Annotated in this window: 26 protein-coding genes; 19 read left to right on the top strand and 7 right to left on the bottom strand. The window is 70.5% G+C overall.

Annotated features, from left to right (window positions below; translation table 11 throughout):
• A partial coding sequence (locus tag H483_RS0119835) for a maleylpyruvate isomerase family mycothiol-dependent enzyme (RefSeq protein WP_017837632.1) occupies window positions 1-740 on the top strand: 740 nt, incomplete at its 5' end.
• Between the two features lie 24 nt (window positions 741-764).
• Here H483_RS0119835 and H483_RS33040 read toward each other — a convergent pair.
• Complete coding sequence (locus H483_RS33040) at window positions 765-1,136, bottom strand: CrcB family protein (RefSeq protein ID WP_017837631.1); 372 nt, start codon at window positions 1,134-1,136, stop codon at window positions 765-767.
• Window positions 1,133-1,618: a CrcB family protein gene (locus tag H483_RS33035; protein ID WP_017837630.1), complete on the bottom strand. Its 486-nt coding sequence runs from the start codon at window positions 1,616-1,618 to the stop codon at window positions 1,133-1,135. The genes H483_RS33040 and H483_RS33035 overlap by 4 nt, the downstream gene beginning before the upstream one ends.
• Before the next feature lie 344 nt (window positions 1,619-1,962).
• On the opposite strand from H483_RS33035, the gene thpR reads away from it, so the two are divergent.
• A complete protein-coding gene (gene thpR, locus H483_RS33030) occupies window positions 1,963-2,577 on the top strand; it encodes an RNA 2',3'-cyclic phosphodiesterase (protein ID WP_017837629.1) in 615 nt (204 codons plus the stop codon).
• Window positions 2,578-2,591: 14 nt separating this feature from the next.
• Here the strand turns inward: thpR and H483_RS33025 are convergent, their stop codons facing one another.
• Window positions 2,592-3,257: a hypothetical protein gene (locus H483_RS33025; RefSeq protein WP_017837628.1), complete on the bottom strand. Its 666-nt coding sequence runs from the start codon at window positions 3,255-3,257 to the stop codon at window positions 2,592-2,594.
• 122 nt (window positions 3,258-3,379) lie between these two features.
• On the opposite strand from H483_RS33025, the gene H483_RS33020 reads away from it, so the two are divergent.
• Both H483_RS33020 and H483_RS33015 read left to right on the top strand, forming a co-directional pair.
• Window positions 3,380-4,009: a nucleosidase gene (locus H483_RS33020; RefSeq protein ID WP_042329966.1), complete on the top strand. Its 630-nt coding sequence runs from the start codon at window positions 3,380-3,382 to the stop codon at window positions 4,007-4,009.
• Between the two features lie 83 nt (window positions 4,010-4,092).
• Window positions 4,093-5,637: an HNH endonuclease signature motif containing protein gene (locus H483_RS33015; protein ID WP_017837626.1), complete on the top strand. Its 1,545-nt coding sequence runs from the start codon at window positions 4,093-4,095 to the stop codon at window positions 5,635-5,637.
• Window positions 5,638-5,641: 4 nt separating this feature from the next.
• On the opposite strand, the gene H483_RS33010 is transcribed toward H483_RS33015, so the two are convergent.
• Both H483_RS33010 and moaCB read right to left on the bottom strand, forming a co-directional pair.
• Window positions 5,642-6,115, bottom strand: coding sequence for a molybdenum cofactor biosynthesis protein MoaE (locus H483_RS33010; protein WP_017837625.1), 474 nt, complete (start codon window positions 6,113-6,115; stop codon window positions 5,642-5,644).
• A 68-nt stretch (window positions 6,116-6,183) separates the two neighbouring features.
• Complete coding sequence (gene moaCB, locus H483_RS33005) at window positions 6,184-7,164, bottom strand: bifunctional molybdenum cofactor biosynthesis protein MoaC/MoaB (protein ID WP_042329964.1); 981 nt, start codon at window positions 7,162-7,164, stop codon at window positions 6,184-6,186.
• Window positions 7,165-7,382: 218 nt separating this feature from the next.
• Here moaCB and H483_RS33000 point away from each other — a divergent pair, with 218 nt between their 5' ends.
• Window positions 7,383-8,468 (top strand): NADH:flavin oxidoreductase/NADH oxidase, encoded by a 1,086-nt coding sequence (locus H483_RS33000; protein WP_017837623.1) that lies wholly within the window; start codon window positions 7,383-7,385, stop codon window positions 8,466-8,468.
• Between the two features lie 128 nt (window positions 8,469-8,596).
• Here H483_RS33000 and H483_RS32995 read toward each other — a convergent pair whose 3' ends face one another.
• The gene (locus H483_RS32995; protein ID WP_238556334.1) at window positions 8,597-10,960 is read right to left on the bottom strand and encodes a fatty acid desaturase; all 2,364 of its coding nucleotides are present in this window, start codon (window positions 10,958-10,960) and stop codon (window positions 8,597-8,599) included.
• 102 nt (window positions 10,961-11,062) lie between these two features.
• Here H483_RS32995 and H483_RS32990 point away from each other — a divergent pair, with 102 nt between their 5' ends.
• The 3 genes from H483_RS32990 (at window position 11,063) to H483_RS39665 (ending at window position 13,425) form a co-directional block, all read left to right on the top strand.
• Window positions 11,063-12,184 (top strand): AraC family transcriptional regulator, encoded by a 1,122-nt coding sequence (locus H483_RS32990; RefSeq protein ID WP_017837621.1) that lies wholly within the window; start codon window positions 11,063-11,065, stop codon window positions 12,182-12,184.
• 263 nt (window positions 12,185-12,447) lie between these two features.
• Window positions 12,448-13,155, top strand: coding sequence for a TenA family protein (locus H483_RS32985; protein WP_017837620.1), 708 nt, complete (start codon window positions 12,448-12,450; stop codon window positions 13,153-13,155).
• A 114-nt stretch (window positions 13,156-13,269) separates the two neighbouring features.
• Window positions 13,270-13,425: a DUF6131 family protein gene (locus H483_RS39665; protein ID WP_017837619.1), complete on the top strand. Its 156-nt coding sequence runs from the start codon at window positions 13,270-13,272 to the stop codon at window positions 13,423-13,425.
• Window positions 13,426-13,563: 138 nt separating this feature from the next.
• On the opposite strand, the gene glp is transcribed toward H483_RS39665, so the two are convergent.
• Window positions 13,564-14,868 carry a gephyrin-like molybdotransferase Glp gene (glp, locus tag H483_RS32980; RefSeq protein ID WP_081615210.1) on the bottom strand — a complete coding sequence of 435 codons (1,305 nt, stop codon included), beginning with the start codon at window positions 14,866-14,868 and terminating at the stop codon, window positions 13,564-13,566.
• Between the two features lie 159 nt (window positions 14,869-15,027).
• On the opposite strand from glp, the gene H483_RS32975 reads away from it, so the two are divergent.
• The 11 genes from H483_RS32975 (at window position 15,028) to H483_RS32925 (ending at window position 26,661) form a co-directional block, all read left to right on the top strand.
• The gene (locus H483_RS32975; protein WP_152428012.1) at window positions 15,028-16,386 is read left to right on the top strand and encodes a uracil-xanthine permease family protein; all 1,359 of its coding nucleotides are present in this window, start codon (window positions 15,028-15,030) and stop codon (window positions 16,384-16,386) included.
• A 62-nt stretch (window positions 16,387-16,448) separates the two neighbouring features.
• Window positions 16,449-17,474 (top strand): GTP 3',8-cyclase MoaA, encoded by a 1,026-nt coding sequence (gene moaA, locus H483_RS32970; RefSeq protein WP_017837616.1) that lies wholly within the window; start codon window positions 16,449-16,451, stop codon window positions 17,472-17,474.
• 54 nt (window positions 17,475-17,528) lie between these two features.
• A complete protein-coding gene (locus H483_RS32965; RefSeq protein ID WP_238556333.1) occupies window positions 17,529-17,792 on the top strand; it encodes a hypothetical protein in 264 nt (87 codons plus the stop codon).
• A gap of 3 nt (window positions 17,793-17,795) precedes the next feature.
• Window positions 17,796-18,602 carry a substrate-binding domain-containing protein gene (locus H483_RS32960; protein WP_017837614.1) on the top strand — a complete coding sequence of 269 codons (807 nt, stop codon included), beginning with the start codon at window positions 17,796-17,798 and terminating at the stop codon, window positions 18,600-18,602.
• 30 nt (window positions 18,603-18,632) lie between these two features.
• On the top strand, window positions 18,633-20,123 hold the full coding sequence (locus H483_RS32955; RefSeq protein WP_017837613.1) for a cobyric acid synthase: 1,491 nt from the start codon (window positions 18,633-18,635) through the stop codon (window positions 20,121-20,123).
• On the top strand, window positions 20,120-20,857 hold the full coding sequence (locus tag H483_RS32950; RefSeq protein ID WP_017837612.1) for a cobalt-precorrin-6A reductase: 738 nt from the start codon (window positions 20,120-20,122) through the stop codon (window positions 20,855-20,857). Before H483_RS32955 ends, H483_RS32950 begins: the two co-directional genes overlap by 4 nt.
• Before the next feature lie 297 nt (window positions 20,858-21,154).
• Window positions 21,155-21,934 carry an ABC transporter ATP-binding protein gene (locus tag H483_RS32945; protein WP_017837611.1) on the top strand — a complete coding sequence of 260 codons (780 nt, stop codon included), beginning with the start codon at window positions 21,155-21,157 and terminating at the stop codon, window positions 21,932-21,934.
• Window positions 21,931-22,740, top strand: a complete 810-nt coding sequence (locus tag H483_RS32940) for an ABC transporter ATP-binding protein (protein ID WP_017837610.1) — start codon at window positions 21,931-21,933, stop codon at window positions 22,738-22,740. The genes H483_RS32945 and H483_RS32940 overlap by 4 nt, the downstream gene beginning before the upstream one ends.
• Window positions 22,740-24,575 (top strand): long-chain fatty acid--CoA ligase, encoded by a 1,836-nt coding sequence (locus H483_RS32935; protein ID WP_017837609.1) that lies wholly within the window; start codon window positions 22,740-22,742, stop codon window positions 24,573-24,575. The genes H483_RS32940 and H483_RS32935 overlap by 1 nt, the downstream gene beginning before the upstream one ends.
• Window positions 24,572-25,477 (top strand): branched-chain amino acid ABC transporter permease, encoded by a 906-nt coding sequence (locus H483_RS32930; protein WP_017837608.1) that lies wholly within the window; start codon window positions 24,572-24,574, stop codon window positions 25,475-25,477. Before H483_RS32935 ends, H483_RS32930 begins: the two co-directional genes overlap by 4 nt.
• Window positions 25,474-26,661: a branched-chain amino acid ABC transporter permease gene (locus H483_RS32925; protein ID WP_017837607.1), complete on the top strand. Its 1,188-nt coding sequence runs from the start codon at window positions 25,474-25,476 to the stop codon at window positions 26,659-26,661. Before H483_RS32930 ends, H483_RS32925 begins: the two co-directional genes overlap by 4 nt.
• Window positions 26,662-26,670: the final 9 nt, after the last annotated feature.

The following is a 26,670-nucleotide window of genomic DNA, read 5'->3' as shown; positions in this document are numbered from 1 at the left end:
CGGCCACCGACCCGGCCACCGCCCCGACAACCCGGGTGCCGTCGTGTCCGGAGTGGACGATCCATGATCTCGTCACCCACCTCGGCGCCGTCAACCGGTGGGGCGGAGCCACGGTGCGCGACGGGAACCCGCACGAGCGCTCGCGGGGTCTGGGTGACGCGATGAAGTCCGCCCCGCCCGCCTCCGCGGGTGTCGCGGCGCTCGCCGACTGGTACGCGACGCAGGCGTCGGGAATGCTCGAGACCTTCACGGAGACCGCACCCGACGCCCCGGTGTGGACCTTCTCCGGCCCCGGGCGGGCCGATTTCTGGCTTCGGCGGCAACTCCACGAGACCGCCGTCCACCGCTGGGACCTCGAGGACGCGCTCGGCGGGCCCGCCGCCACCACTCCGCTCCCGGAGGACGTGGCGGTGGACACGGTGGACGAGTTCTGCGCGGTGATGTTCCCGCACAAGGGGCCCCGAGGGTCGCTGCCCGTGACGATCCGGCTGCGGGCGGTCCTGCACGCCCCCGAGGGGCTGGCGACGGGCGCCGAGCCGGTGGGTGCACGCGCCCCGGCCGCCGACCCCGAGTGGGTCCTGGCCGGCGCGGAGGAGGCCGGTGAGGTCGAGGTGACGGGCCCGCCGGAGACGCTCGCGCTCCTGCTGTGGGGACGGATCGGGGCCGACGACCCGGGTCTGGAGATCACGGGTGACCGCGCCGGGCTCGAGGCCGTCCTGGAGGCCGGACTCGCGGGGTGAGACCTGGCGTCTGGTGGCGGGCACTCAGAGGAGCGCGGTAGCCAGTGCGAGCCCGGCGGCCACCGCCGCGACCACTGCGATCCCCGTTCCCACGACGTTGACCAGGGCTTTGCGGTAGTCGCCGCCCTGGACCAGGCGGACGGTCTCCACCATGGCGGTCGAGAACGTGGTGTACCCGGCGCAGAAACCGACGGTGGTCGCCTCCAGGCCGACGCCGCCGATCGTCCCGGCGATCGCCGCCCCGGTGAGGAAGCCCATGAGCAGTGAGCCGGTGATGTTGATGGCGACGGTTCCGACGGGGAAACCGCTGGACCATCGGGTTCTGACGAGGCCGTCCACCACGAATCTGGCTGCGGCTCCGAGCCCGCCGAACAGGGCGATGAGGGCGATGGTCACGGGCGGTCTCCTACCGGCGGGGTGGGGTCGGAGACGAAACCCTGGTCGGGATCGAGGGGGAGACGACGCATGCGCCACTGATGGTGGCGGCTGGCCACGATGACCCCGAGCACGCAGGTGAGGAATCCGCCGAGGAGCGAGACCGAGAAGTAGCCGATCGCCTGGCCGACGTGACCGGAGGTGAGCAGCCTCTCGACCTCGAGGGCGAACGTGGAGAAGGTGGTGAATCCGCCGAGGGCGCCGGTGCACAGACCGAGTCGGATCATCCGTCGTGGACGGGTCTCGTCACCTGCACGGACCAGGGCTTCGAGCAACAGCCCGAGGAGGAACGCTCCGATGAGGTTCTCGGCGAGCGTCGACACCGGCCACCCGTGCGGGTGTGGGATCGACGTGGTCATGCCCCAGCGGGCCAGGGTGCCCGCGGCTCCGCCGAGCGCGACGAGGGCGATCAACCCGGGGTGCAGATGTGGTGGGCGGCTCATCAGCTCTGCCTCCTGTCCTTGGACGCCGCGGGGCGCCCGGTTCGGACGAGGCCCGGTCGGGGTGACCGGTCAGGTGGCCGTCGTCGACATTCACGCAGCTACCAGCCTCGAGAAGGAAACAGGGACCGTTGACGACATCCGTGCCGTGGTTGAAGGCGAGCCCCACCGCCGTGACGACCACGTTAACAACCTCCGCGTGGACCGGTTCTTGCGATGGGGCGTGAGGTGGGCCACGGTGGTGGGGTACATCGCGGGGTGGCGCGCGCCGGGATGGGCACGGCGCGGGCCAGGACGAGCAGTGTCTGACGTGCAGTGTCCGACGAGCTGTGAGGAGCGGGTCGCAGATGGGTCATCGCATGTTCGCCGCGGTGTTGCCGCCGGACGGGGTCAGGGCGGAGCTCGAGCGGTTCCTCGAGCCGCGCCCGGGACTCGGGTGGACCGATCCCGCCCAGTGGCATCTCACTCTGACGTTCTGCCCGGATGTCGACGAGTGGCGGATCGACGACCTCTCCGACAGGCTCGGCGCGGTCGCCCGCAGACACGAGCCGTTCCGGATCCGGCTCGCCGGGGCGGGGGCGTTCCCCTCGGTCGACCGGGCGAAGGTGCTGTGGGCGGGCGTCGAGCACCTGTCGGCCACACCGGCCGATTCCGGGTCGCGAGAGACTCCGTTGCGAGCCCTGGCCGCGGGGGCCCGATCGGCCGCCAACGCCGCCGGCTGCGTCCCCGACGGGGCTCGGTTTCACCCGCACCTCACGCTCGCCCGGCTCAACGGCCGCTCCGACGCCACGGCGTGGCTCCGCATCCTCGACACCTTCACCAGCAGCGCCTGGACAGTCTCCGAGATCGCGCTGGTCGACTCCTTTCTCGGTGAGGGTCCCAGGGGGCGGGCCCGACACGAGGTGGTGGACCGTCTGCCACTGGGGGAGTCCGACACCCGGTGGTGGTCACCCTCCGGGTAGATCTGGTCCCGGGGTCACAGCCCGGCGCACTGCCCTTCCCGCTCGCCGCCGACCTGGTTGCCGCCGCCGGTCGGGGCCTCGGCGTTGCCCTCGCACTCGAGGTCGCCACCGATGGAGTTGCCCTCGAAGCGCTGGGGGCCGGAGTTCTCCTGCGATTCCAGATCGCCGGCGATCCGGACGTTCTCCACCGTCGCCTCGCCGCCCCTGTCCAGCTCGATCGACCCCGCCACCTCGCCCCCGGACACCAGGACGAAGGCATGCCCGTCGGCCTCGATGTCCTCGGTGACCCGGACGTTGCGGGCCTCGAGCCGACCGCCGCCCCAGATATCGATATCGCCGGTGACGGTGAGGTCGGACAGCACGCACGTCTGACCGTCGCGGATTTGGACGTCGCCGGAGATGTCCTGCCCCGAGACCTCGGTCCCGCAGTTCGAGCGGTCGAACGCCCCCCGATCGGCGGGCTCCCCCTGTCGATCGCCGTCCCGCTGGCCGGCGGGCAACTCGGTCGTCTCGACGGGAGCGGTCACGGTGGCGGTGACCGTCGGCGCGGCATCGGCCTGCTCGTCCTCCGCGCCGGTGGCGCATCCGGCGGCGGCGAGCAACGCGACCGCCGGCAGGAGCAGTGCGCGGCGGGCTGTGGTGTGGCGAGCTGTGGTGTGGGGAGACTGGAGCGGCGTCATGGTTCACCTCTGGGGTCGACGGGTTCGACGGGTGGCATTCTCCTCCCACCGTAGGCGTGGCGGCTGGATCGCACTCAGAACGCAGTGGAGGCGTCTGATCACCGGTGACTACCGTGGGGACCGTGGAACTCCTCGGAACCGTCGATCCGGCACACCCTCTCGTCGTCGTCGCACTGGAGCAGGAGGCCCGTCACTTCGTCACGGACTTTCCCGTCCTGGTCACGGGCGTCGGCAAGGTCCGGGCCGCGGTGGCGGTGGCGCATGCACTCGGTGGCGGAATCCGGCCCCGCGAGCTCGTCAACGTGGGCACCGCCGGAGGTCTGCACCCGGGGATGCAGGGCGTTCACGAGATCGCCACCGTGTTCCAGCACGACTTCGACAACATGGCGCTCCACGCCGTGACCGGACGGCACGACGGACCGCCGTTGACCCTCTCCGCCGAGCTCGCGATCACTCCGGAGCCTGCCCGCGCGCTGCCGTCGGCGCCCGGCGGGACGGATGCGCCTGTGCTCGCTTCCGGTGATCGCTTCGTGGCCGGCGGGCCGTTGCGGGACCACCTCGCGGCGATCGCGGATCTGGTGGACATGGAAGGGTATGCGGTCGCCGCTGCCGGGGCGATGCTGGGCGTGCCCACCCGTCTGGTCAAGTACGTCTCCGACCCGGCCGACGAGTCGGCGGGGGCCACGTGGGTCCAGAGCGTGGACGCGTGCGCCCGGGTGCTGGCCGAGTGGGTCGGTAGCCGGCTGGAGTGAGTATTCGAACACTTGTGCCATACGACCTACTGCGGTATTATCGAATGTGAGTTCGATACTGACGAGGGCGAGGTGGGATCACGATGACGACGAGTGCGCTGTTCGCCGTCCCCCAGCCCCTCGGCATGATCGACGCGGAGGCCGTCAGCGAGGCGGCCCGCGCCGCGACGCTGGCGCAGAACCGCGCCGGGGCCACGCGGTTGGAAGCGGCGCATGTCCTGGTCGCACAGTTCGCCCGAGCCGACGAGGCCCGGTGCGACGAGGCCCGGTGCGACGAGGCCCGGTCCGACGCGCGCGGCGCCGGTTCGCGCCGGCCGGCCTACGCCCGGTTGGATCCCCAGGCGCGGGCCCGCGATCACCTGGTGGCGGCATGTCAGCTCACGTGTTGGCATGCCGCGCGGTTGGTGACGGCCGGGACGCAGATCCACCGGCGGCTGCCCCGTCTGCGGTCCACCGTCGACCGCGGGCTGATGCCTGAACAGTTGGCGATCGATATCGCGTGCCGCCTGGCCGAGGTTCCCGACGCGATCGTGTCGGACGTGGAAGACGAGGTGGTCGCGCGTTTTGTTGACGATCTCGACGGCGGCGACCGACCAAGTCGCCTCGCGGTGGATTCGGCGATCGACGATGCCGTGGAACGACACGACCCGGCTGCCGCGGAGGACGCCGCCGCCGCTGCGGCCGCGACCCGCTCCGTCCGCTTCCGCGGCGCGCGTAACGGCATGGCCACGATGTGGGCCAGGCTCACCTCCGCCGATGCCGAGCTCCTTCGGCGGCGTATCGAGACCGACGCCTCCGTCGCCTCCGCGGACGGGCTGGATCGTCCCATGGACCAGCTCCGCGCCGACGCCCTCGCCGCGCTCGCCGTCTACGAGGGTGAGGCCGGCCCGTCCGCGACCGAGCACGAGAACACAGATCTCGGTGACATAGACCTCGGCGACATAGAACTCGGCGACGTCAGGGTGGGGGCGGACCTGCCCCGGCCCACACTGGGCAACGCCGCGCGGGCGGGTCGGCCGATCCGCATCAGCGTGATCGCCTCCGCGGCCCGGGGGCTGCCCAATCGCGTCGAGTTCGTTCACGGTGCTTACAGCAGTTTCGAGTGGCTCTGCACGGAGTTGCTCGAGGGCGACGACGCGAGCGTGCGGTTCGAGCTCATCGATCCCGCCCCGGGCGTGCTCGATTCCCCTGATCACGCCCTGCGCTACGTGATCACCCCGGCGATGGCCGAGCGGATCCGTCTTCGCGACGGGACGTGCCGGCACCCGGGGTGTTCGGTCTCCGCCAAGGACTGCGACGTGGACCACGTGATCGCGTTCAACACGAAAGACCCTGAACTCGGCGGGCCGACCACCGAGTGGAACCTCGTCTGCCTGTGTCGGAAACACCATCGGGAGAAGACGTTCGGGACCAACTCCTACCGGACCGGACCGCTGGGTGAACTCGTCATCCTCACCGACACCGGACACGAACACCGCACCAGACCCAAGGGCCCCCTGGCCCGTGCCCGTGACGCCATCCGGGAACGCGAGTGGAACGCCTTCGCGGATCGGACCATCGCCGCCGACGGCACGCTCGTGAACCCGCCGGGCCGTCCCGGGAACGGCCCCCGCAGACGACCAGCCTGACCCCTCAGCAGTCGCCGACGCCCACCCACTCGGAGACGCCGTCGGTGAAGCGCTGCCGCTTCCAGATGGGCACCCCCCGCTTGAGCCGCTCGATGAGCTCCGAGCACGCGGCAAAGGCCTCGCCTCGGTGCGGCGCCACGGCCACCACCACCACCGCGATCTCGCCCACAGCAAGCACGCCGACCCGGTGCACTGCGCCGATGCGGACGCTGCGCCGCGGGTCGAGCGGTCCGCCCTTCTCCAGGTCCGGCGACGTGTGTTCGGTCGCGACCTCGTCACAGAGTCGCGTCAGGACATCCTGGGCTGTCGGGTGCGCCGAGTACTCGATGTCGACCACGTCGCGTCCGTGGTCGTGGTCACGCACCACGCCGGAGAACGTCACCATGGCCCCGTCGGCGGTGCTCCAGACCGCTTTCTCGACCTCCCTGGGGTCGATCGCGTCCCCGGTGATCTGCACGAGTGGACTGTGAACGGTCATGGTCGGTGCCTCCTCGTGGTGCGGTGTGTCTCGGTGCGGTGCGGTGCGGTCTCGGGCCGGCGCGGCGATCAGTGTCCGCCGCCGTCGGCGTGCACCGCGAGCAGGTGCTCCAGCAGTTCGTCGAGGACCGCCAGCCCGTCGCGCACCCCGCCCGTCGAACCCGGGAGGTTCACCACCAGGGTACGTCCGGCGAAGCCGGTCAGGCCGCGACTCATGGCGGCGGTGGGGGTCGAGACCAGCCCGCGGGCCCGGATCGCCTCGGCGACGCCCGGGAGTTCGAGGTCCAGGTGCGGCGCGGTCGCCTCGGGGGTGCGGTCATCCGGGGCGACACCGGTCCCGCCGGTGGTCAACAGCACGGCCGGGGAGCGGCGGACCTGCTCGGTCACAGCCGCGGCGACGTCCGCGTCGGCGACCACGTGGACCTCGACCGGGGAGAAGTCCCGCTCGAGGAGCCAGCCCTCGATGGCGGGGCCGGTGGTGTCCTCCCGTCGCCCGTGCGCGGCGGCGGTGGAGGAGACGACGACGACGGCGCTGCGGCCCGACTCCACCGCGGCCCGCGCGGTGGCATCGAGGGCCGTGGCGTCGAGGGCGGTGGCGTCGAGGGCGGACTCGTCGTGGTCCCTGGTCCAGTCGCCCCGCTTCCCGCCGGTCTTGGCGGCCAGCCTCACCCCGTCCATCGTGGCCAGCGGGTCGACGGCCTTGACCATGTCGTGCAGTGTCAGCCCGGCCACCGAGACGGCCGTGAGCGCCTCCATCTCCACGCCTGTACGGCCGGTCGTCTTGGCTGTGGCCCACACCCGGATCTCGCCGGCCGGCGCGTCGAGCTCGAAGCGCACCTTGACCGAGTTCAGGGGGATCTGGTGGCACAGCGGAATGAGCTCCGAGGTCTTCTTGGCCGCGCCGATACCGGCCAACCGGGCGGTGGCCAGCACGTCGGCCTTCCCCAGGTCGTCCCCCGACACCATCGTCACGACCTCGGGCCGGGTGCGGAAGACCCCCTCGGCGGTGGCGGTGCGAGTGGTGACGGCCTTGCCGCCCACGTCGACCATCCGGACCCGGCCCTCGGCGTCGAGGTGGGTCAGCTGCGGCTGGTGGGTCGGCTGCTGCCGCGAGGTCGAACCCGGTCCGTGCTGTGCGGTGGAACCCGGTCCGGTCTGGGCGTCAGTCATGTCGACCACGCTAGTCGGCGATGCCCGGGTGTGTGAGAGCCCGAGTGGGGGTGGTGCCCTTCGACGCGGATGTGGCCCGCAGGGGTTTAATCGGCGGGATGCCACTCCTCTTCGACCCCATCCGCATCCGCGATCTCGAGATCCGCAACCGCGCGTGGTTGTCGCCCATGTGCCAGTACTCGTGCGACGCCGGCGACGGCGTCCCCACCCCGTGGCATCTCGTGCACCTGGGTGCGCGGGCGCAGGGCGGGTTCGGACTGATCCTCGCGGAGGCGTCCGCCGTCGTGCCCGAGGGTCGAATCAGCCCCCACGACGCCGGGTTGTGGAACGACGCGCAGCGGGACGCATGGGCGCCGATCGTGGACTTCGTGCACACGCAGGGCGCCGCGATCGGCATCCAGCTCGCCCATGCCGGGCGCAAGGCGTCGACCCACCGAGCCTTCCCCGGAGAACCCACGGGGTCGATCCCCGTGGCGGAGGGCGGGTGGATCACTGTTGCACCCTCGGCCATCCCCTTCGGCGACATGGCGGCCCCGGTCGCGCTCGACTCCGACGGGATCCGTGACGTCGTGGACGCCTTCGCCGCGGCCGCCCGACGCGCGGACGAGGCGGGCTTCGACGTGGTCGAGATCCACGCGGCCCACGGCTACCTGGTCCACGAGTTCCTCTCGCCCCTGTCCAACGAGCGATCGGACGAGTACGGCGGCTCCCGCGAGAACCGCTCGCGACTGCTGGTCGAGATCTGCGACGCGGTCCGTCAGGTCTGGCCGGAGGGCAAGCCGCTGTTCGTTCGCATCTCGGCCACGGACTGGGTACCCGGCGGTTGGACCCCGGAGGATTCACGCTGGCTGGCAGGCCGTCTCGCCGGGCACGGCATCGACCTGGTGGACGTCTCGTCGGCCGCCAACACCCCCGCGGTCCCGCCGGTGCCGCTCGAGCAGGGGTATCAGGTGCCTCTGGCCGAGGAGGTCCGGGCGTCCGGCGCGGTGCTCGCCGGCGCGGTGGGACTCATCAGCGACCCGCACTACGCCGAACAGGTGCTGGTCGACGGGCGGGCCGACGTGGTGTTCCTGGGCAGAGTGGGACTGCGCGAGCCCGCCTGGCCGCTTCGCGCGGCCGCCGAACTCGGGGTGCCATGGCGTGACGCGCCGTACCCGCCGCAGTACACGCGCGGCAAGTGGTGATGCCCGCCATCCGGAAGAGCGTTCCACGCATATCGGCCGAGTAGCAGTGCGCGGAACGTCCTTCTCGATGGGCCCGCCGGGCAACGCGGCGGGCCCACCGGGGCGGGAGTCGGAGGTCCAGCTCGATGTCAGAGGTCCAGCTCGATGTCCGAGCAGGGCATCGCCGTGCACACGGTGATCCGCTCCCGGACCTCCGCGTCGGTCGCGCCGCCGGCCGCACGGGCCTCCGTGCTGGTGGTACCGCTGAGTTTGCCGGTCACGCAGGCCTTGCACAGTCCGCGTTCACACCCGGTCGGTACGGAGATGCCCGCTCGGCCCGCGGCTTCGAGCAGGGTCGTGGCCCCGTCGATCTCGACCGAGGCCCCGGTTCGGCGGAAGTGCACGGTGTAGCGGCTGCCGTCGTCCGCCGGTCGCTCGAGTTCCGGGGCGGTGAACGACTCGGCGTGGAACCGCTCGGCCGGTTGCCCGAGGTCGCGCAGCCAGCCGCGGGCCAGGTCGATCACGGCGGCCGGAGCGCACACGTAGGTCTCCCGGTCGGCGGCGTCCGGGACGAGACTCCGCAGCACCTTTGGATCCAGTCGGCCGGTGGTCAGGCCGTCGCGACCGGACGGCGTGTCGGTGAACAGGTGCAGCGTGGCGCCCGAGTCGCGGGCCAGCCGACGGAGTTCGGCCTCGTAGATGATCGAGCGCTCGTCGCGGTTGAAGTACAGCAGGGTGGCATCGACCCCTGCGCTGGCCCCTGCGTCGCGGGCGATGCGGCGCAGGAGGCTGATGATCGGCGTGATGCCCACCCCGCCGGCGATGAGCAGTGACGGGGCGCCGGGCTCCGGCATGGCGAAGTCGCCCGAGGACTGCGGCACGCCGACGAGAGTGACGTGGCGTCCCGGCTTGAGAGCGTCGTTCAACCGGGTGGAGACCCTGCCCCCGTTGACCCGCTTGACGCAGATCTCCAGAGGTCCCGGCCCGTCGAGCCGCGAGTCGTCGAGTCGCGAGTCGATGCTGTCGCGGACCAGGCTGTACTGACGGACCAGCTCGACGCGGCCGGTGCCGGTGCCGGTGCCGTGGTCGTCGTCGTCGACCTCCACCCGCACCGAGATGTACGCCCCGGCCTCCCACTCCACGTCCTCCCACCCGCGCGGCCTGGCCAGGCGCACGGAGATCGCGTCACCGCCGGCGACCGGTGTGGCGGACAGAACCCTCGCGGGAGCATTGTGGAAACGCGGTTTATCCAGGTACGGGGACTCGGGCAGGGGCCGATACGTGAAACCCGAGATCACGCGCCGCACCAGCGAGGAGGGGTCGCGCAGCAACTCCGCCGGGCGCCCGAACTCGCGCTCGCCGAACGGCACCGACAGGCCCGTGAGCGTCTTGGCGATGAGCGGCACCGTCTCCAGCAACGGGGTCTCGTGGTACGGCAGCCCGAACCGGGCGGCGAGGGCGCGTACCTCCGGCGCGATCTTGCGCTGCATGGACGGCGGCAGGTCGGGAAACAGGTGATGCTCGACGTGGGTGTCCAGTCCGCCGTAGAAGATCCGCAGGTCGGGGCGGTTATCGAACGGTACCTCCTCCTCCAGGATCCGGGTCAGCGCCTCGTCCATCTGAGCGCTCGGCAGAAAGTTGCGGGTCGCACGGATCTGCCGCTCGTAGTACTGGTCGGCGGTCTCGTCGGGGCCGGGATCGGTGAACAGTTCCAGCTCACCCGCGTGGTGTTCGATGAGCACCAGGAACAGCACGGACATGTATCCGGCCACTCCGCCGAAGTAGTTGGCCACCAGGGTCGGCAGCGGCTTCCATCCGGAGCGGAAGGGCTCGTCCACGAAGCGGCGGCGCGCGTCCCGCCGCGCGATCCTCGCCGGCGAGCGCAGGGTGTACGCACTGAAGAACGGGTGGTGCTCGACCTTGCGCGCGATGTTGGCCAGGAAGAACGGTGCCGCGACCGGGGCCAGGGCCGCGAGCGCGGAGATCAACGCGACCTGCCCGAGGTGGTGGCCGTACCAGTCCTGACCTGCACTGCCGCGGAAGACGCTGTAACCGAGGTCGTGGTCCTTGCCGACGATGTTGGTGTTGGGGTGGTGGCCCGCGTGGTGCATCGTCTTCCAGTGGTCCACATCGACGTTGAAGTCCCAGTCGTAGCGGTCCGAGTGGTACTCGCCGTTGCCCGGAAGGTGGTCGTAGCTGCCGTGGACGATGTTGTGGCCCAGCTCGGAGAACTGCATGAGCCGGTACATCATCTCCAGCGCGGTGGCCCGGCGGATCGCGCGCGGGCCCCCTTCGCGCAGCAGCTCACGGCGGCGGGCGTCGATCGCCCGCCCGTAGGCGGTGACGTGGCGGATGTGATCCAGGTCCTCCTGACCCACCTCGGCCTTGGCCCGCGCGTAGAGCTCCTCCACTGCCGCGGCCAGGCCGGACGGCGGTGCCGCCCCGTTCATCGGGTCCCCCGGCTGTGAACCCTCCGAGCCCGTACCTGCGCTGATGCCACTGGCGAGAGTCATGGATGTGACGGTAGCCACTCGTGAGGGCCGGGAACAGGGCGCTGGCGGTCGCATGGTTGGCATTTTCGGTCACTTGGCGGGTTGCGTTGATACGGTCGGACGATGACCTCGTCGTCGGGCTCGGCCGCGCTCGGCTCGGCCGCACTCGGTTCGAGAACGCTCGGCTCGACCTCGCCCGTGTGGGCGGTGCCCCGCGGCACGGAGGGGATCCGCATCATGGTGGACGGCGGCGTCGCCCGCGGTATGACGACGACGGAGTGCCTTGCCGGCACCGGGCTCGACGCGGTGGACCTCGACGACGAGACCGAGCAGATCTGGGCGCATCAGGAGTTCGTGGTGATCCGCAACCTCCTGGGCGCGCTCGGGGACCGGCCGGGTCTGGGTGCGGGTATCGGTGCCCATTCGACGCTCGGGCGCACCGGCGTCATCGGCTTCATGATGCTCGCGGGACCCACCGTGCGGGCGGCGCTCGACCGGGCCATCCCGTACCTCGCGCTCTCGCCCACTCACCTGCGGTTCTCCCTCGAGGAGGGCTCGGCGGGACCCAACGGAGACGGGATCGACGTGGCCTCTCTGCTCGCCGCCGATGACGAGATCCCGGCGGATGTCCGGACGTTCGTGGTCGAGCGTGACCTGGCAGGCCTGGCTGCGGCGCTCCGTGGGGCTCAGATCGATGTGGGGATCACCGGACTCGAGACGACCCTCGGCCCGGAGAGCGCTGTGATCCTCGGTGAGTCGTGGGGCCTGACCGCCGACGAGGTCCGGCCACACGCCGAGCGGAACCGACTGGCCATCACCCGGGAGCGACTGGACGCGCGGCTGCCGCAGGGCGACGAGAACACGGCGAAGCTCTTCGAGAGGCAGTGTCGAGAACTGCTCGACGACCGGCTGGCGCGAGTGGGTGTGGCCGGTCAGGTCCGCAGCCGACTGCGGCACGAGCGCTTGAGTTGGCCGTCGATGGCGGAGGTGGCCAGTGAGCTGCACATCGACGTCCGCACCCTGCGTCGCCGCCTGGCCGCGGAGGGGACCTCGTTCCGGCGGCTGCTCGACGAGGTGAGGCATCACCGGGCGCTTGAGTTGTTGGCGCTCCGCGTGCCGGTGTCGGAGGTGGCGCGCGAACTCGGGTACTCCGAGACCGCCACCTTCACACGCACGTTCACCCGATGGGAGGGGGTCCCGCCCAGTCGAGCCCGGCGGGCCGTGCAGATCGAGCGAGTTCCGTGAGGCATCGGCCGAGTGGGTTCCTCCCGGATCGCGCCCGGATTCCACGGACTGTGACCGGTACTCACGAATCGTGACCGATCAGGACGCATGGTCATCGGCGGTGCCACTCGACCCGGGTGGCAGGCTGGTGGGCGTCAGCGACACTGCGCGGAGAGGACCGGCTCGGCGGGGTGCGGCCGCGGGCCCCGGTCTCGAGCGCGACGATCCGCACACCGACCGAGCGGACTACTCGGCATCCCGACACTCACCAGAGGAGACGCGATATGACCCTGTTCGAGACCCTCAAGGATCGCTGCCGCCCCGAGTGGGAGGCCTACATCCGGCACGAGTTCGTGGAGAAGCTCGGGGAAGGCACGCTGCCGATCGACGTGTTCCGCGACTACCTGATCCAGGACTTCCACTTCCTGGTGCAGTTCGCCCGGGCCAACGCACTGGCCGCGTTCAAGAGCCGCACGCTGGCCGACATCACGGCCGCCCATCAGGCCACGGGGGCCATCATCGCCGAGACCGGGCTCCACCTGCGGCTGACCGAGCGGTGGGGCATCCCGCGCGCCGAGCTCGAGGCCGCCGCCGAGAAGCAGGCCACCGTCGCCTACACCCGCTACGTACTGGACGCGGGCATGTCCGGGGATCTGCTCGACCTGCACGTGGCGCTGGCGCCGTGCACCATCGGGTACGCCGAGATCGGGGCGCTGTTGCAGCCCCGCCTCGCCGACCACGGTGACGTTAGTGGCAGTGGCAGTGGCGATGGAGTTGGTCGCGACGTGGCCGAGCATCCGTATGGCGAATGGATCGCCGAGTACTCGGGCGAGGAGTTCACCGCGGCGTCGGCTGCGGCGATCGCCCAGCTCGACCAGCTGGCCGCGGGCGGGCTCAGCGATCAGCGTCTCGACGAGCTCACCGAGGTGTTCTCCACGGCCACCCGGTTGGAGGCCGATTTCTGGCAACAGGCTCTCGACAGCGTGGGCTGAGCCGGTGACCGTGGGCTGAGCTGGTGATGGCGCTGTGTTCGGACCGGTCGTGGATCGGGCGGGGCCGATATACGCTCATCGCTCCATGTCAGGTCACAGCGAAAGGACGAATCAATGATTATTCTGGGCGCGATTCTGTTGATCCTCGGATTCATCTTGAACATCAACATCCTCTGGACGATCGGTCTGGTGCTGATCGCGGTCGGCGTCATCCTCTTTATCCTCGGCTCGGCCGGCCGGGCGGTCGGTGGACGCAAACACTGGTACTGACCACCGGTGCAGGCCCGTCGACACGAGCGTTCCGCACACATCGCCCGAGAGGCGGGTGTGCGGAACGCTCGTGTCGTTGGTGACCCTTGCGACGTGGTGACCCTTGCGACGTGGTGACCCTTGCGACGTGGTGACCGTTCAGAGCGGAACGACGACGACCTCGTCGCCCGCCGCCAGTGAGGTCACGTCGGCAGGGATCTCGATCAGTACGTCGGCCCGCGCCATCGAGGCGACCAGGTGCGATCCCGGGCCCGAGACCGGCTCGGCGGTGGGCGGCCCTGACATGGCGCCGGCGGAACCGGGGACGAGCGCCGCCCGCAGGTACTGCGTCTTGCCGGCGGGAGAGGACACGTCGCGCGACAGCAGAGCCCGGCCGGTCTGCACGGGCACGCGACCCACGGCCTCGAGGATGACCGGACGCAGGAGCACCACGAACGACACCAGCGCGCTCACCGGGTTACCCGGCAGGCACACCACCGGCGTGTCCCGCCACGACGAGAGGCCCTGCGGGCCACCGGGCTGCATGGCGACAGGGGCGAATCGGGCACCCTCGCGGTCAGCCAGGACCTGACGCACCACCTCCGCGTCCCCCATGGACACCGCACCGACGGTCACCACGAGGTCGGCGTCCCCGGTGGCGATGTCCAGCGCCGCGGTGAAGTCGTCCCGCTCGTCCCTGCTGATCACGGTCGCGGTGACCTCGCACCCGCAGGCTCGGAGCGCCGCGCCGAGTGTGAGCGAGTTGGACTCCCAGATCTGGCCCGGCTCCAGGGGCCTGCCCGGTGCGACGAGTTCGGACCCCGTGGCCACCACGCCGACCCGCGGGCGCGGCCGCACGTCGAGTCCGGACTCCCCGAGTGAGGCGGCCGCAGCGAGGTGCCGGGCCTCGAGCCGGGTCCCGGCGGGGATCACGAGGTCGCCCGCGCGGACGTCGTCACCCGGCCGCCGCACGAACTCCCCGGCGACCCGCGGAGCGTGGACCAGGACGGACGTGTCCTCGACCGTGGTGTCCTCCACGGTGGTGTCCTCGACTGGGACGACGCAGTCCGCTCCATCGGGCAGGGGGGCTCCGGTCATCACCTTGCAGGCCTCGTCGTCGTCGATCTCCGGTCCCGGCCCGTGGCCGGCGTGGGTCGACCCCACCACCCGGAGCCGCACCGGCGAGTCCGGTCCGGCCCCGGCGACATCCGACGATCGCACCGCGTAGCCGTCCATCTGCGAGTTCACGAACAGGGGGAGGTCGGCCGACGCGAGCAGGTCGCGGGCGAGCACCGAGTCCGCGCACGCCACGAGGGGAAGCCGGGTGCTCTGGGCGGCCCGCTGCAGCACCGGCGCGAGATGCGTGCGCAGGAGCTCTCGGTACCCGCCGGGGGACGGGCGGGACTCAGGGCGGGACTCACGACGGGACTCAGGGCGGGTCGGGCGGTCGGGGTGGGAGGCCATGACCCCACGGTAATCGCGTTGTACTGTGCCTACGGTCCGCGCGCGGGGCGCAGGCGGCGAAGCTAAGGGGCGACGGTGGCGCGAAAGCCGGGAAGAACGACGTTGTGGACCGTCCACGGGGACGGTAAGAACATCAGGCCCGGCGAGGTCGTGGCCCCCATGGAACGGTTGAGTTGGCCCCGGACCATCGGCATCGGCGCCCAACACGTGGTGTCGATGTTCGGCGCGACGTTCGTCTTCCCCATCATCATGGGGCTCAACCCACAGCTCGCGATCCTCTTCTCCGGCGTGTGCACGCTGCTGTTCCTGGCGATCGTCAAGGGGCAGGTGCCCAGCTACCTGGGCACCTCGGTGGCGTTTGTCGGGGCGGTCGCGGCGATCCGCGCGCAGGGCGGCACCAGCGCGGAGGTCACCGGCGCGATGCTGGTCGCGGGTGCGACCCTCGCCGTCGTCGGGATCGTCGTCCACGTGGTGGGCGGACGCGTGGTCACCGCCGTGCTGCCCCCGGTCGTCACCGGGGCCGTGGTGATGCTGCTGGGCTTCAACCTGGCGCCCGTGGTGGCCGAGACCTACTGGCCGCAGGACCAGTGGGTGGCATTGACGGTGATGATCGCGCTGATCCTCATGACCGTGGGACTCAGGGGCTTCGCCGGCCGGATCGCGATCTTCCTCGCGCTGATCTTCGGGTATGTCCTGTCGTGGGTCCTCGACCTGGTGACCGGGCCCATCACCTCGTTCAACGCCACCGCCGGTGAGGTGACCGAGCACCTGCGGGTGGACTGGTCGGGAGTGTGGGACGCGCCGTGGCTCGGGCTGCCGCCCATGACCGACGAGGCCGCGGGCGTGGTGGGGATCCACGCCCCGGACTTCTCGCTCGCGTTCGTGCTGCTCATCGTCCCCGGGATCATCGCCCTGATCGCCGAGAACGCCGGGCACGTCAAGGCGATCGGCGAGATCACGCGCACCGAGACCGACGGCCTGATGGGCCGCGCCCTGGCCGCCGACGGGGCGGGCACGGTCCTGGCCACCTCGTTCGGCGGATCGGCGACGACGACGTACGCCGAGAACATCGGGGTGATGGCCGCGACCAAGGTCTACTCCACCGCCGCATATGTGGTGGCCGCCCTGACCGCCATCCTCCTGGGGTGTTCGCCCAAGCTTGGTGCGGTGATCTCGGCGACGCCCGGCGGGGTGTTGGGCGGGATCACGGTGGTCCTCTACGGCATGATCGGCCTGCTCGGTGCCAAGATCTGGAAGGAGAACCGGGTCGACTTCGGCAACCCGCTCAACCTGGTCCCGGTGGCGGCGGGCGTGGTGATCGCCGTGGGCGACACGACTCTGGTCGTGACGGACGACTTCCAGCTCGGTGGGATCGCGCTCGGCACCCTCGTGGTGGTGCTGGGGTACCACCTCGCCCGGGTGATCGCCCCGCAGCTCGCGGCGCAGGCCGAGCGCGACGAGATCCACGAACTCACCCTGCTCGGACCGAACCCCGAGGTGGAGTTGCCGGAGAGGTAGGCGGCGGGGCGAGGCTAACGCGCCTACACTCGACCCGGACGGCCGGCAGAGCGGAGGTGCGCGTGACCACGAACCGACCTGCCACGCCGGTACTCATCGACACCTTCGGCCGCACCGCGCGAGACCTGCGCGTGTCGCTGACGGAGAAGTGCTCCCTGCGGTGCACGTACTGCATGCCGGAGGAGGGGCTGCCCCCCATCCCCGACGCCGCGCGGATGACGGGCGAGGAGGTGATCCGGCTGGTCACGCTCGCGCACCACGAACTCGGGGTGCGCGAGGTGCGCTTCACCGGCGGGGAACCGCTGATGCGGCAGGACCTCGAGCAGATCATCGCCGGCACCCGGGCGGCGTGCCCGGACCTGCCGATCGCCCTGACCAGTAACGGCGTCGGTCTCGAGCACCGGGTGGGTGCGCTGGTCGACGCCGGGCTCGACCGGATCAACATCTCCCTGGACACGGTCAACCGGCTGGAGTTCGCCGAGCTCACCCGCCGCGATCGGCTGCCGTCGGTCCTGCGCGGGGTGCGCGCCGCGGTCGAGGCGGGCCTCGACCCGGTCAAGGTCAACGCGGTGCCCATGCGCGCGACCCTGCCAGGGGCTCCCGACCTGCTGGAATGGGCTCTGGACGAGGGCGTGCAGTTGCGGTTCATCGAGGAGATGCCGCTCGACGCCGACAACACCTGGTCCCGGGTGGAGATGGTCACCGCGCAGGAGTTGCTCAAGGTGCTGGGCACGCGATTCGACCTCGTCCCCGCCGGCCGCGAGGATCCGTCCGCTCCGGCCGAGTTGTGGGAGGTGGCCGGGCGTTCGGTGGCCGGGTCGCCCGCACACGTCGGGGTGATCGCCACCGTCACCCGGAACTTCTGCGCGGCCTGCGACCGGACGAGGCTGACCGCGGAGGGCACCGTGAGGTCCTGTCTGTTCAGCGACGACGAGACCGACGTCCTGGGCGTCCTGCGCTCCGGCGCGAAGGACGCGGAGGTCGCGGAGGTCTGGCGCGGGGCGATGTGGGGCAAGCAGGCCGGTCACGGCATCGGCGGGACGGCGTTCCACCGGCCGCGCAGGTCGATGGGCGCGATAGGTGGATGACGAGTCAATTAAATGGTGGTGACCCGCCCCGCGACAGCGGCTAGAGTCGACGCCGTGAGCAGGACATCCAGAATGATCACCGTGGGCTACTACGCGGCGGCCGAGGACGCGGCAGGCACGGCGCGCGAGCGACTCCTCACGGACGCGATCACCCTCGGGGAACTGGCCCGAGAGGTCTGCGAACGCCACGGCGAGCCGCTGGCCAGCATCGTCACGGTCTCGTCCTTCCTCATCGGCGAGGAGACCACCCGCGACCCCCACGCGTCGATCGATGGGGTCTCCGCGGTCGACGTCCTGCCCCCGTTCGCCGGGGGGTGACCGGTGCGACGGCGTTCGGGGATCGTGCTGGGCGTCGCACTGATGTGTTCCGGCGTCGCCTGTGCGACCGAGGAGCCTGAGGCCACCACGGTCGTCTCGCTCGGCGTCGCGGCCACCCCGACATTGTCCGAGGCCTTCGTCGATCTGATCCGCATCTTCGAGGACGAGAACCCCGGGATCCGGGTCGATCTCGAGCTGGGGTGGTCGGACGAGATCGCCAGGAGTCTGCCCGAGCGGACGGACCTCAACGTCTTCGCCTCGGCGAGCGAGGAGGCCATGGAGCTGGCCGTGGAGAGGGGCGCGGCCGTGGGGCCGCAGGTCTTCGCCCGCAACCACGTGGTGGTGGCGGTCCCGTCCGGGAACCCCGGCGGCGTCCGCGGGATGAGCGACCTGGCGCGTCCGGAGTTGAGGGTGGGCTTGTGCGCGGTGGACACCCCGTGTGGGAAGGCGACCGAGAAGGTACTCGCCGCCTGGGAGGTGGAACCCGTTGACGCCGTGAGGGAATCGGGTGGATCCCGGGCTCTCACCGCCAGGCTCGCGGACGGTGGGGTGGACGTGGGGATCGTCTACCGGACCGACGTGGCGGGGTCGAACGGGTGGGTGTCGCCGGTGGAGGTGGACGGTCGTGAACGCGACCTGATGAGGTCCGCGGGCACCACCCGGTACATCCTCGCCCGCGTACCCGGTGGGGAGAGCGGCCCGGGAGGCGAGGCGGAGCGTGTCGCGGCCGACCGGTTCCGCGAGCTGGTGACCTCGGATCGCGGCCGCCGAGCACTCGAGGGGGCCGGGCTGGAACCGCTGCCGGAGTGACCCGGAGGGGCGCGGCTAGGATCGATCCCCATGGCAGCCTCCCTCCTCGTCGCCGGCACCACGTCGGATGCCGGGAAGAGCGTGGTGGTCACGGCGCTGTGCCGGGCGTTCGCCCGGCGGGGCGTCACGGTCGCGCCGTTCAAGGCGCAGAACATGTCCAACAACTCGATGGTCGTCCCGGGGCCGGCCGGGTTCGGGGAGATCGGGCGCGCGCAATGGATCCAGGCTCTCGCGGCCCGCGCCGAGCCCGAGGTGGCGATGAACCCGGTCCTGCTCAAACCGGGCGGTGACCGGCGTAGCCACGTGGTGGTGATGGGCCGACCCGCCGGCACCGTCTCGTCCCGGGACTTCGTCGACGGTCGCGCGCACCTGGCCACCGCCGCCCACTCCGCCTACGACGAGCTGGCCGACCGTGTCGACCTGGTGCTGTGCGAGGGCGCCGGGAGCCCCGCGGAGATCAATCTGCGCGCCGGCGACTACGTCAACATGGGGTTGGCGCGCCACGCCGACATGCCGGTGATCGTGGTGGGCGACATCGACCGCGGTGGGGTGTTCGCCTCGATGTACGGCACGGTGGCGCTCCTGGAGCCGGCCGACCAGCGGCTCGTCGCAGGGTTCGTCGTCAACAAGTTCCGCGGTGACCCGTCCCTCCTCGGACCCGGACTGGACCGCCTCGCCGGGCTCACCGGCCGGCCGGTCCACGGCGTGCTGCCCTGGAGCCCCGACGTGTGGTTGGACTCCGAGGATGCCCTCGACATCGGCGGTCGCCGCGCCGACGGTCGCCGGGCGTTGCGGGTCGCCGTGATCCGGCTGCCCCGGATCAGCAACTTCACCGATGTCGACGCCCTGGGGCTGGAGCCGGACGTCGACGTGGAGTTCGTCACCGATCCCCGCAGCGTGCGGGGTGCGGACCTGGTGGTCCTGCCCGGCACGCGCGCGACGATCGACGACCTGGCCTGGCTTCGCGCCCGGGGCCTGGACCGCGCGGTGATCGACCACGCCCGCGCCGGGGGATCGGTGTTCGGGATCTGCGGTGGCTTCCAGATGCTCGGGCGCCTCGTCCGGGACCCGCAGGGAGTGGAGGGGCCCGAGGGCGCAGAGGTCGACGGGCTGGGGCTGCTGGACGTGGAGACGGAGTTCGGGCCGGAGAAGATCCTCCGGCTGCCCACCGGGACGGGGCTCGGCCACGATGCGGCCGGGTACGAGATCCACCACGGGCGGATCGCGCCCGGCGACGACGAGGAGTTCCTCGGCGGCGCGAGACGCGACGGTGTGGCGGGCACCATGTGGCACGGGAGCCTGGAGTCCGACGGGTTCCGTCAGGCCTATCTGGCCGAGGTGGCGTCGCGCGTGGGTCGCACCCGCGAACCCTCAGGTGTGGACTTCGCGGCCGCGCGCGAACGACGTCTGGATCTGCTGGGTGATCTGGCGGAGGAGCACCTCGATCTGGACGCCCTGCTGCAGCTGGCCCGCCAGGGTGCGCCGGAGATGCCGTTCCTGCCGCCGGGGGCGGGGCGGTGATCCTCGTCCTGGGCGGGACCGCCGAGGCCCGCGAATTGGCGGTACTGCTGCAGGATGCGGGTCTCGAGTTCTGCTCGTCCCTGGCCGGGCGGGTGGCCCGGCCGAGGCTCCCGGTGGGCCGGGTCCGGGTCGGCGGGTTCGGCGGGGTCGAGGGGCTCCGTGACCACCTACGGGCCGCCGAGGTGCGAGCGGTCGTGGACGCCACCCACCCCTTCGCCTCCGGCATCTCCGCCAATGCGGCCGCCGCGTGCTCCGAGGCCGACGTGCCCCTGCTCCGGCTCGAGCGGCCGGGCTGGTCGGCGGCCCCCGGCGCCGACCGGTGGCACTGGGTGTCGGGTCACGACGAGGCGGCGTCGACCTCGGCGGAATTGGGCCGGCGCCCGTTCCTGACGATCGGTCGACAGTCGTTGGGGCGCTTCACCGGCCCACTCGCCACCCACGAGGCGCTCGTGAGGGTCGTGGATCCACCGGAGGTCGCGCTTCCCCCACGCTGGAGGGTGGTGCTGAACAGGGGCCCGTACTCGGTCGAGGACGAGCGGCGGGTGTTCGCCGAGCACGCGGCGGACGTGCTGGTGACCAAGGACTCCGGCGGATCCTTCACGTGGCCCAAGATGGCGGTCGCCGACGAGCTCGGGGTCCCGGTGGTGGTGGTCCGCCGCCCGGGAGCCACGCGGGGTGTGGCGCGCGTGGACACCGCCGACGCCGCCTCGGAGTGGGTTCGGGCACTGACCTGACGGCCTCCGATCCCGGCCCGTAACTCGCACCGGACAGGTGTAGAGAAGACGGTTGCTGTGCGTTGGCGCGGTCGAGAGCTCCGCGACTGTGGCCGCCGCCGGCCGGATCGGCGCAGCTCAGGGCTGTTGAGCCGAGCGTCCGCACGCTCCGTAGCACGGCTCCGGTGCCCCGCGCAGGAACTTCGCGCGGAGAGCGCGAACCGAGAACATGATCAGAGAAATCGGCCCATAACCAGGAAACCTGAGCGGTCTGGCAATAGTGTGGTCTGCATCACACCTGGAGGTCGAGTGTTATCAGTGCGCAATCTGGAAGTCGTCTACGACGACGCCATGTTGGTCATCAGGGGCGCGAGTTTCGACGTGCCGGACGGTCACATCGTGGCGTTGTTGGGTGCGAACGGAGCCGGGAAATCGACGCTGCTGCGCAGCCTCTCCGGCCTGCTCGATGTCCACAACGGGGCCATCACCAAGGGGTCGGTGACGCTCGACGGTGAGGACATCGGAGCCCTCAGCGCGCCGGCGATCGCGCGCCACGGGGTCAAGCACGTCCTCGAGGGTCGCCGGATCTTCAAGGAGTTCTCGGTGGAGGAGAATCTGCGCATCGGTGCGCACGTCAAGCGTCGCCACGTCCGCGAGGGGATGACCCGGGTCTACGACCTGTTCCCCGTGCTCCACGAGCGCCGGTCGCGGGTCGCCGGCTACCTCTCCGGTGGCGAGCAGCAGATGTTGGCGATCGGCCGGGCGCTCATGTCCGCACCCCGCTATCTCCTGCTGGACGAGCCGAGCCTGGGACTGGCTCCCAAGATGGTGGAGCAGATCCGCGACATCATCGTCGAGATCAACTCGCAGGGGACCGGCGTGCTGCTGGTCGAGCAGAACGCGGCGATGGCGCTGTCGATCGCCCGGCACGGGTACGTCGTCGAGACCGGTCGCGTCGTCATGGACGGGCCCGCGGGGGACCTGCTCGACAACGACGACATCCGCGAGTTCTATCTGGGCGCCCGGTCGGAATCCGACCAGGTCAAGTCCTACCGGGACGTCAAACAGTACCGGCGCCGCAAGAGGTGGGCCTCATGACGGATTCGTCTACCCACACCCCTGTCGTGGAGTTCTCGGATGTGAGTCTGTCCTTCGGGAACCTCAAGGCGATCAACGGCGTCGACTTCACCGTCAACCCGGACGAGCTCTTCGCGATCATCGGTCCCAACGGCGCCGGGAAGACCAGCATCTTCAACGTGCTCTCGGGCGTGTACCGACCCCAGCAGGGATCGGTGAAGCTCAACGGCCACCAGCTCCTCGGGATGCGCCCACACAAGATCGCCCGCCTGGGGGTCGCCCGGACGTTCCAGAACGTCGAGTTGTTCGCCAACCTCACCCTGGTCGACAACCTCATGCTCGGCCGACACGTCAAGTTCCGGTACGGCACGCTCGCCGCGATCGCCTGGGTGGGCAGGGCCAGACGTCAGGAGGAGTTCCACCGCGCCGCGGTCGAGGAGATCATCGACCTGTTGGAACTCCAGGCCTGGCGCAAGCTGCCGGTGGGGCTGTTGCCCTACGGCATCCAGAAGCGCATCGAGCTGGGTCGGGCCCTGGCCATGGAACCCGAGATCCTCCTCCTGGACGAGCCCGTGGCCGGGATGAACCTCGAGGAGACCGAGGACACCGCACGGTTCCTGCTGTCGATCCGCCAGGAGTTCAAGACCCCCATGATTCTCGTCGAGCACGACATGAGCCTCGTCATGGACATCGCCGACCGCGTGCTGGCCATCGACTTCGGCGCCCCTCTGGCCCTCGGCACCCCCGCCGAGGTCCAGAGTCACCCGGCCGTGGTGGAGGCCTACCTGGGCGGACAGGCCGCACCCGCGGACGGAGGAGGGCACTGATGAGCACCACCACTCTGGCCACGAGGGTCCGGGACAACGCCGCCGCCCACCCCGGTGACGTGGCGCTGCGGAGGAAGTCCCGCGGCGTCTGGCAACCCACCACGTGGGCGCAGTACTGGGAGCAGATCCAGGACGTCGCGCACGCACTGGTCGACCTGGGCATCGACCCACAGGACCGGGTCGCGATCCACAGCGAGAACCGACCCGAGTGGCTGATCTGCGACATCGCGGCCGTGGCCGTCCGAGCCGTCAGCGTAGGGGTCTACCCGACCAACCCGAGCGCCGAGGTCGGCTATCTGTTGGAGAACAGCCAGGTCAAGCTGCTGGTGGCAGAGGATCAGGAGCAGGTCGACAAGGCCCTGGCCGTCTCCGACCAGTGTCCTGACCTCACCCACATCGTGTATCTGGAGCCCCGCGGCATCCGGGGGCACTACCGGGACGAGCGCCTGATCTTCTGGGACGATTTCCTGGCGCTCGGGCGCGAGCACCGTCAGAGGGACCCGGAGGCGGTGGCCCGGCGGATGGAGCAGGCACGACCGGACGACCTGATCACCCTCGTCTACACCTCCGGGTCGACCGGCCCGCCCAAGGGCGCCATGCTCACCACGGCCAACGTCGAGTTCGCCATCGACACCGTCATGACCCGCGGTGGGACGTCCGATCCGCCACCCGGGCCGTCCGACTACGTGTTGACGTACCTCCCGCTGTCCCACGTCGCCGAGCGCTTCTTCACCACGTGGATGAGCTGCGCCAGCCGACTCCAGGTGACCTTCGCCGAGTCCATCGACACGGTGCCGCAGAACCTGCAGGAGGTGCAGCCCACCCTGGTGATGGGTGTGCCGCGGATCTGGGAGAAGCTCCTGGCCTCCGCCCAGATCCGTCTGGAGGACGCCACCTGGCTCAAGCGGAAGTGGTCGGCGTTCTGGCTCGCCCGGGCCGAGCGGATCGGTGACGCGCTGGTCTCCAACGGTGGCAGGCACACGGCGTCGAGCCGGGCGTGGTACCTGGTGGGCTGGGTCTGCATGTACCGGGCACTGAGGGTCAGGACGGGACTGCGATACGCGCGGTACGCCGTCTCCGGGGCCGCGCCGATCGCCCCCGAGGTGCTGAAGTTCTTCATGGGGATCGGCGTGCCGATGCACGAGCTCTACGGCATGACCGAGAACTCCGCGATCGCCACGACCAACAAGCCCGGCCGGGTCAAGCTCGGGACCGTCGGTGAACCCCATGAGGGCACGGAGCTGAGGATCGACGACGCCACGGGCGAGATCCTGGTGCGGAGTCCGGCGGTCTTCGCCGGATACTGGCGCAACCCGGAGAAGACCGCCGAGACCATCGACGCCGAGGGCTGGCTGCACACCGGGGACGTGGGCGAATGGGTCGACGGGACCCACGTCAAGATCACCGACCGGATGAAGGACATCATCATCACCGCCGGTGGCAAGAACGTCTCGCCCTCGGAGGTCGAGAACGCCCTCAAGGTGTCCCCCTACATCAAGGAGGCCCTCGTGATCGGCGACGGCCGCAGGTACCTCACCGCGCTCATCGGGATCGAACTCGACACCGTCGGTGACTGGGCCACCCGCAAACGGATCGCCTACACCACCTACCGCGACCTGACGGAGAAACCCGAGGTCCGCGAGCTGGTGCAGGGGGTCGTCGACACCGCCAACGAGAGGTTCAACGCCGTGGAGCAGGTCAAGGCGTTCGCGCTGCTGCCCAAGGAACTCGATCACGACGAGGGTGAGCTGACCGCAACCCAGAAGGTCAAGCGCTCCGCGGTGACGGGGATGTTCGCGGACCTGGTCGACGAGCTGTACGAGGGGGCACGATGACCCAGTTCCTCAGCGCCCTGAGCGTCGGACTCGGTTCGGGCGCCATCTACGCACTCGTCGCGATCGGCTTCGTCATGATCTTCAAGGCCACCGGCGTCATCAGTTTCGCGCAGCCCGCGTTCCTCATGTCCGGGGCGATCATCGTCAGCTTCCTCGCGCCGGTGATGGGGTTCTACGTCGGGGCGATCCTCGGGGTGATCGCCATCGGCGTCATCGCCCTGCTGGTCGAGCGGGCTGCGATCCGCCCGATGGTCGGGAAGGCGGTGTTCATCGTCGCGATCATCACCGTGGGGTTGGACATCGTCATCCGGACCGTCGCGGGGATGTTCCTCGGTACCCAACCGCGCTCGGTCGGGGACCCGTGGGGGACCGACGTCTCGGTGATCGGCGGCGTCATCGTCCAGCACCGGCACGTGGCGGCGTTCGTCACCGCCGCCGTGATCGTCGTCGCCCTTCTGTTGTTCTTCCGGTACTCCTCGGTGGGCCTGGCGATGCGGGCGGTCGCCTCCGACCAGGAGGCGGCGATGGCCCAGGGCGTCAGCGCCAGCGCGATCTTCGCCCTGTCCTGGGCGATGGCCGGGGCCCTGGCCGCACTCGCGGGGATCTTCGCCGCGACCGGCGGGCCGATCGGCAACACGCTGTGGCTGGTTGCGCTCATCGCGCTGCCCGCGATCGTCATCGGCGGGTTCGACTCGATAGGCGGCGCGATCATCGGCGGCCTGACCATCGGCATCGCCCAGGCGATGGTCTCGACCTATCACAACCAGTGGTTCGACGGCAGCGGCGTCATGCCCGAACTCACCACGAACCTGGGTCCGCTGATGCCCTGGATCATCATGCTGGTCGTGCTGCTGGTCAGACCCCACGGACTGTTCGGCACCAAGGAGGTGGAACGGGTATGAGCACACTCGTATCGGCGGCGGAACCGTCGGGGGGATCCCCGACGCCGCGGACCGCGACCGGACGGGGGTCCGGGTTCTTCGGCGGTCCCCGCGGGCGGCCGGAGCTGTACTCCAGCTACCGGCAGGAGCAGGCGCTGTTCAACACGCGGGCCAAGGCGCTGGGCGCCGCGGTGCTCGTCGTCCTCGCCGTCCTGTTGCCGCTCAACGTCAGCGACGACGTGCTGCGGATCCTCGGGCTCGGGCTGGTCCTGGCCATCGGCGGGATCGGGCTCAACCTGATCACCGGCTACGCGGGGCAGATCTCGCTCGGGCACGCCTTCTTCGTGGGGGTCGGCGCCTACACCGCCTCGGTGGTGGCGGGCGATCCCGAGGGGCGTGCACTGGGCCTGGGCATCACCTTCATCCCCGCGTGGATCCTCGCCGCGGGCGCGATGGCCGCGCTCTGCGGGGTGATCGTGGCGCCGCTGGCCACCAGGTTGCGGGGGCTGTACCTCGCGGTGGTGACGCTGGGCCTGGTCTTTCTGGGCACGTACATCTTCACCGAGTGGGGGAGCGTCACCGGCGGTCAGGGAGTCGGACGTGAGGCCCCCCGGCCGATCCTGTTCGGTGACGACCTCACCCTCGACAGCGCGTTCACCTCGGACCAGAAGCTGTACTGGTTCTTCCTCGCACTGCTGCTGATCGGGGCGCTCGCGGCCCGGAACATCGCGCGGTCGCGGGTCGGCCGCGCCTTCGGGGCCATCCGCGACCGTGACATCGCGGCCGGCGTCATGGGCGTCGACCTCGCGCGTTACAAACTCATCGCGTTCACGGTCTCCTCCTTCTACGCGGGCGTGTGCGGTTCGCTGCTGTTCGTCGCCAACCGACACTTCGGGCCCGAGCAGTTCGGGTTGATCATGTCGATCCAGTTCGTCGCCATCGTCTTCATCGGCGGGGCCGCGACGATCTCCGGAACGATCATGGGCGCCCTGCTGATCGCGTCGCTGCCCCGGATCTCCTCCGAGATAGCGCACTTCGTCCCCTACATCTCGACGGCGCCCAACGTCAGCCCGAACATCTACGAGGTCGAGGCGATCCTGTACGGCGGCCTCATCGTGGCGTTCCTGTTGTTCGAGCCACGCGGCCTGTTCGGCATATGGCTGCGGGTGCGGATGTATTGGAAGAGCTTCCCCTTCACCTATTGATCTCACCCA

The organism is Dietzia sp. UCD-THP (genome assembly GCF_000349585.1).
GTDB classification, from domain to species: domain Bacteria; phylum Actinomycetota; class Actinomycetes; order Mycobacteriales; family Mycobacteriaceae; genus Dietzia; species Dietzia natronolimnaea_A.
Note: the sequence above shows the minus strand (reverse complement) of the source record. Positions and strands in the feature narration are given on the sequence as shown.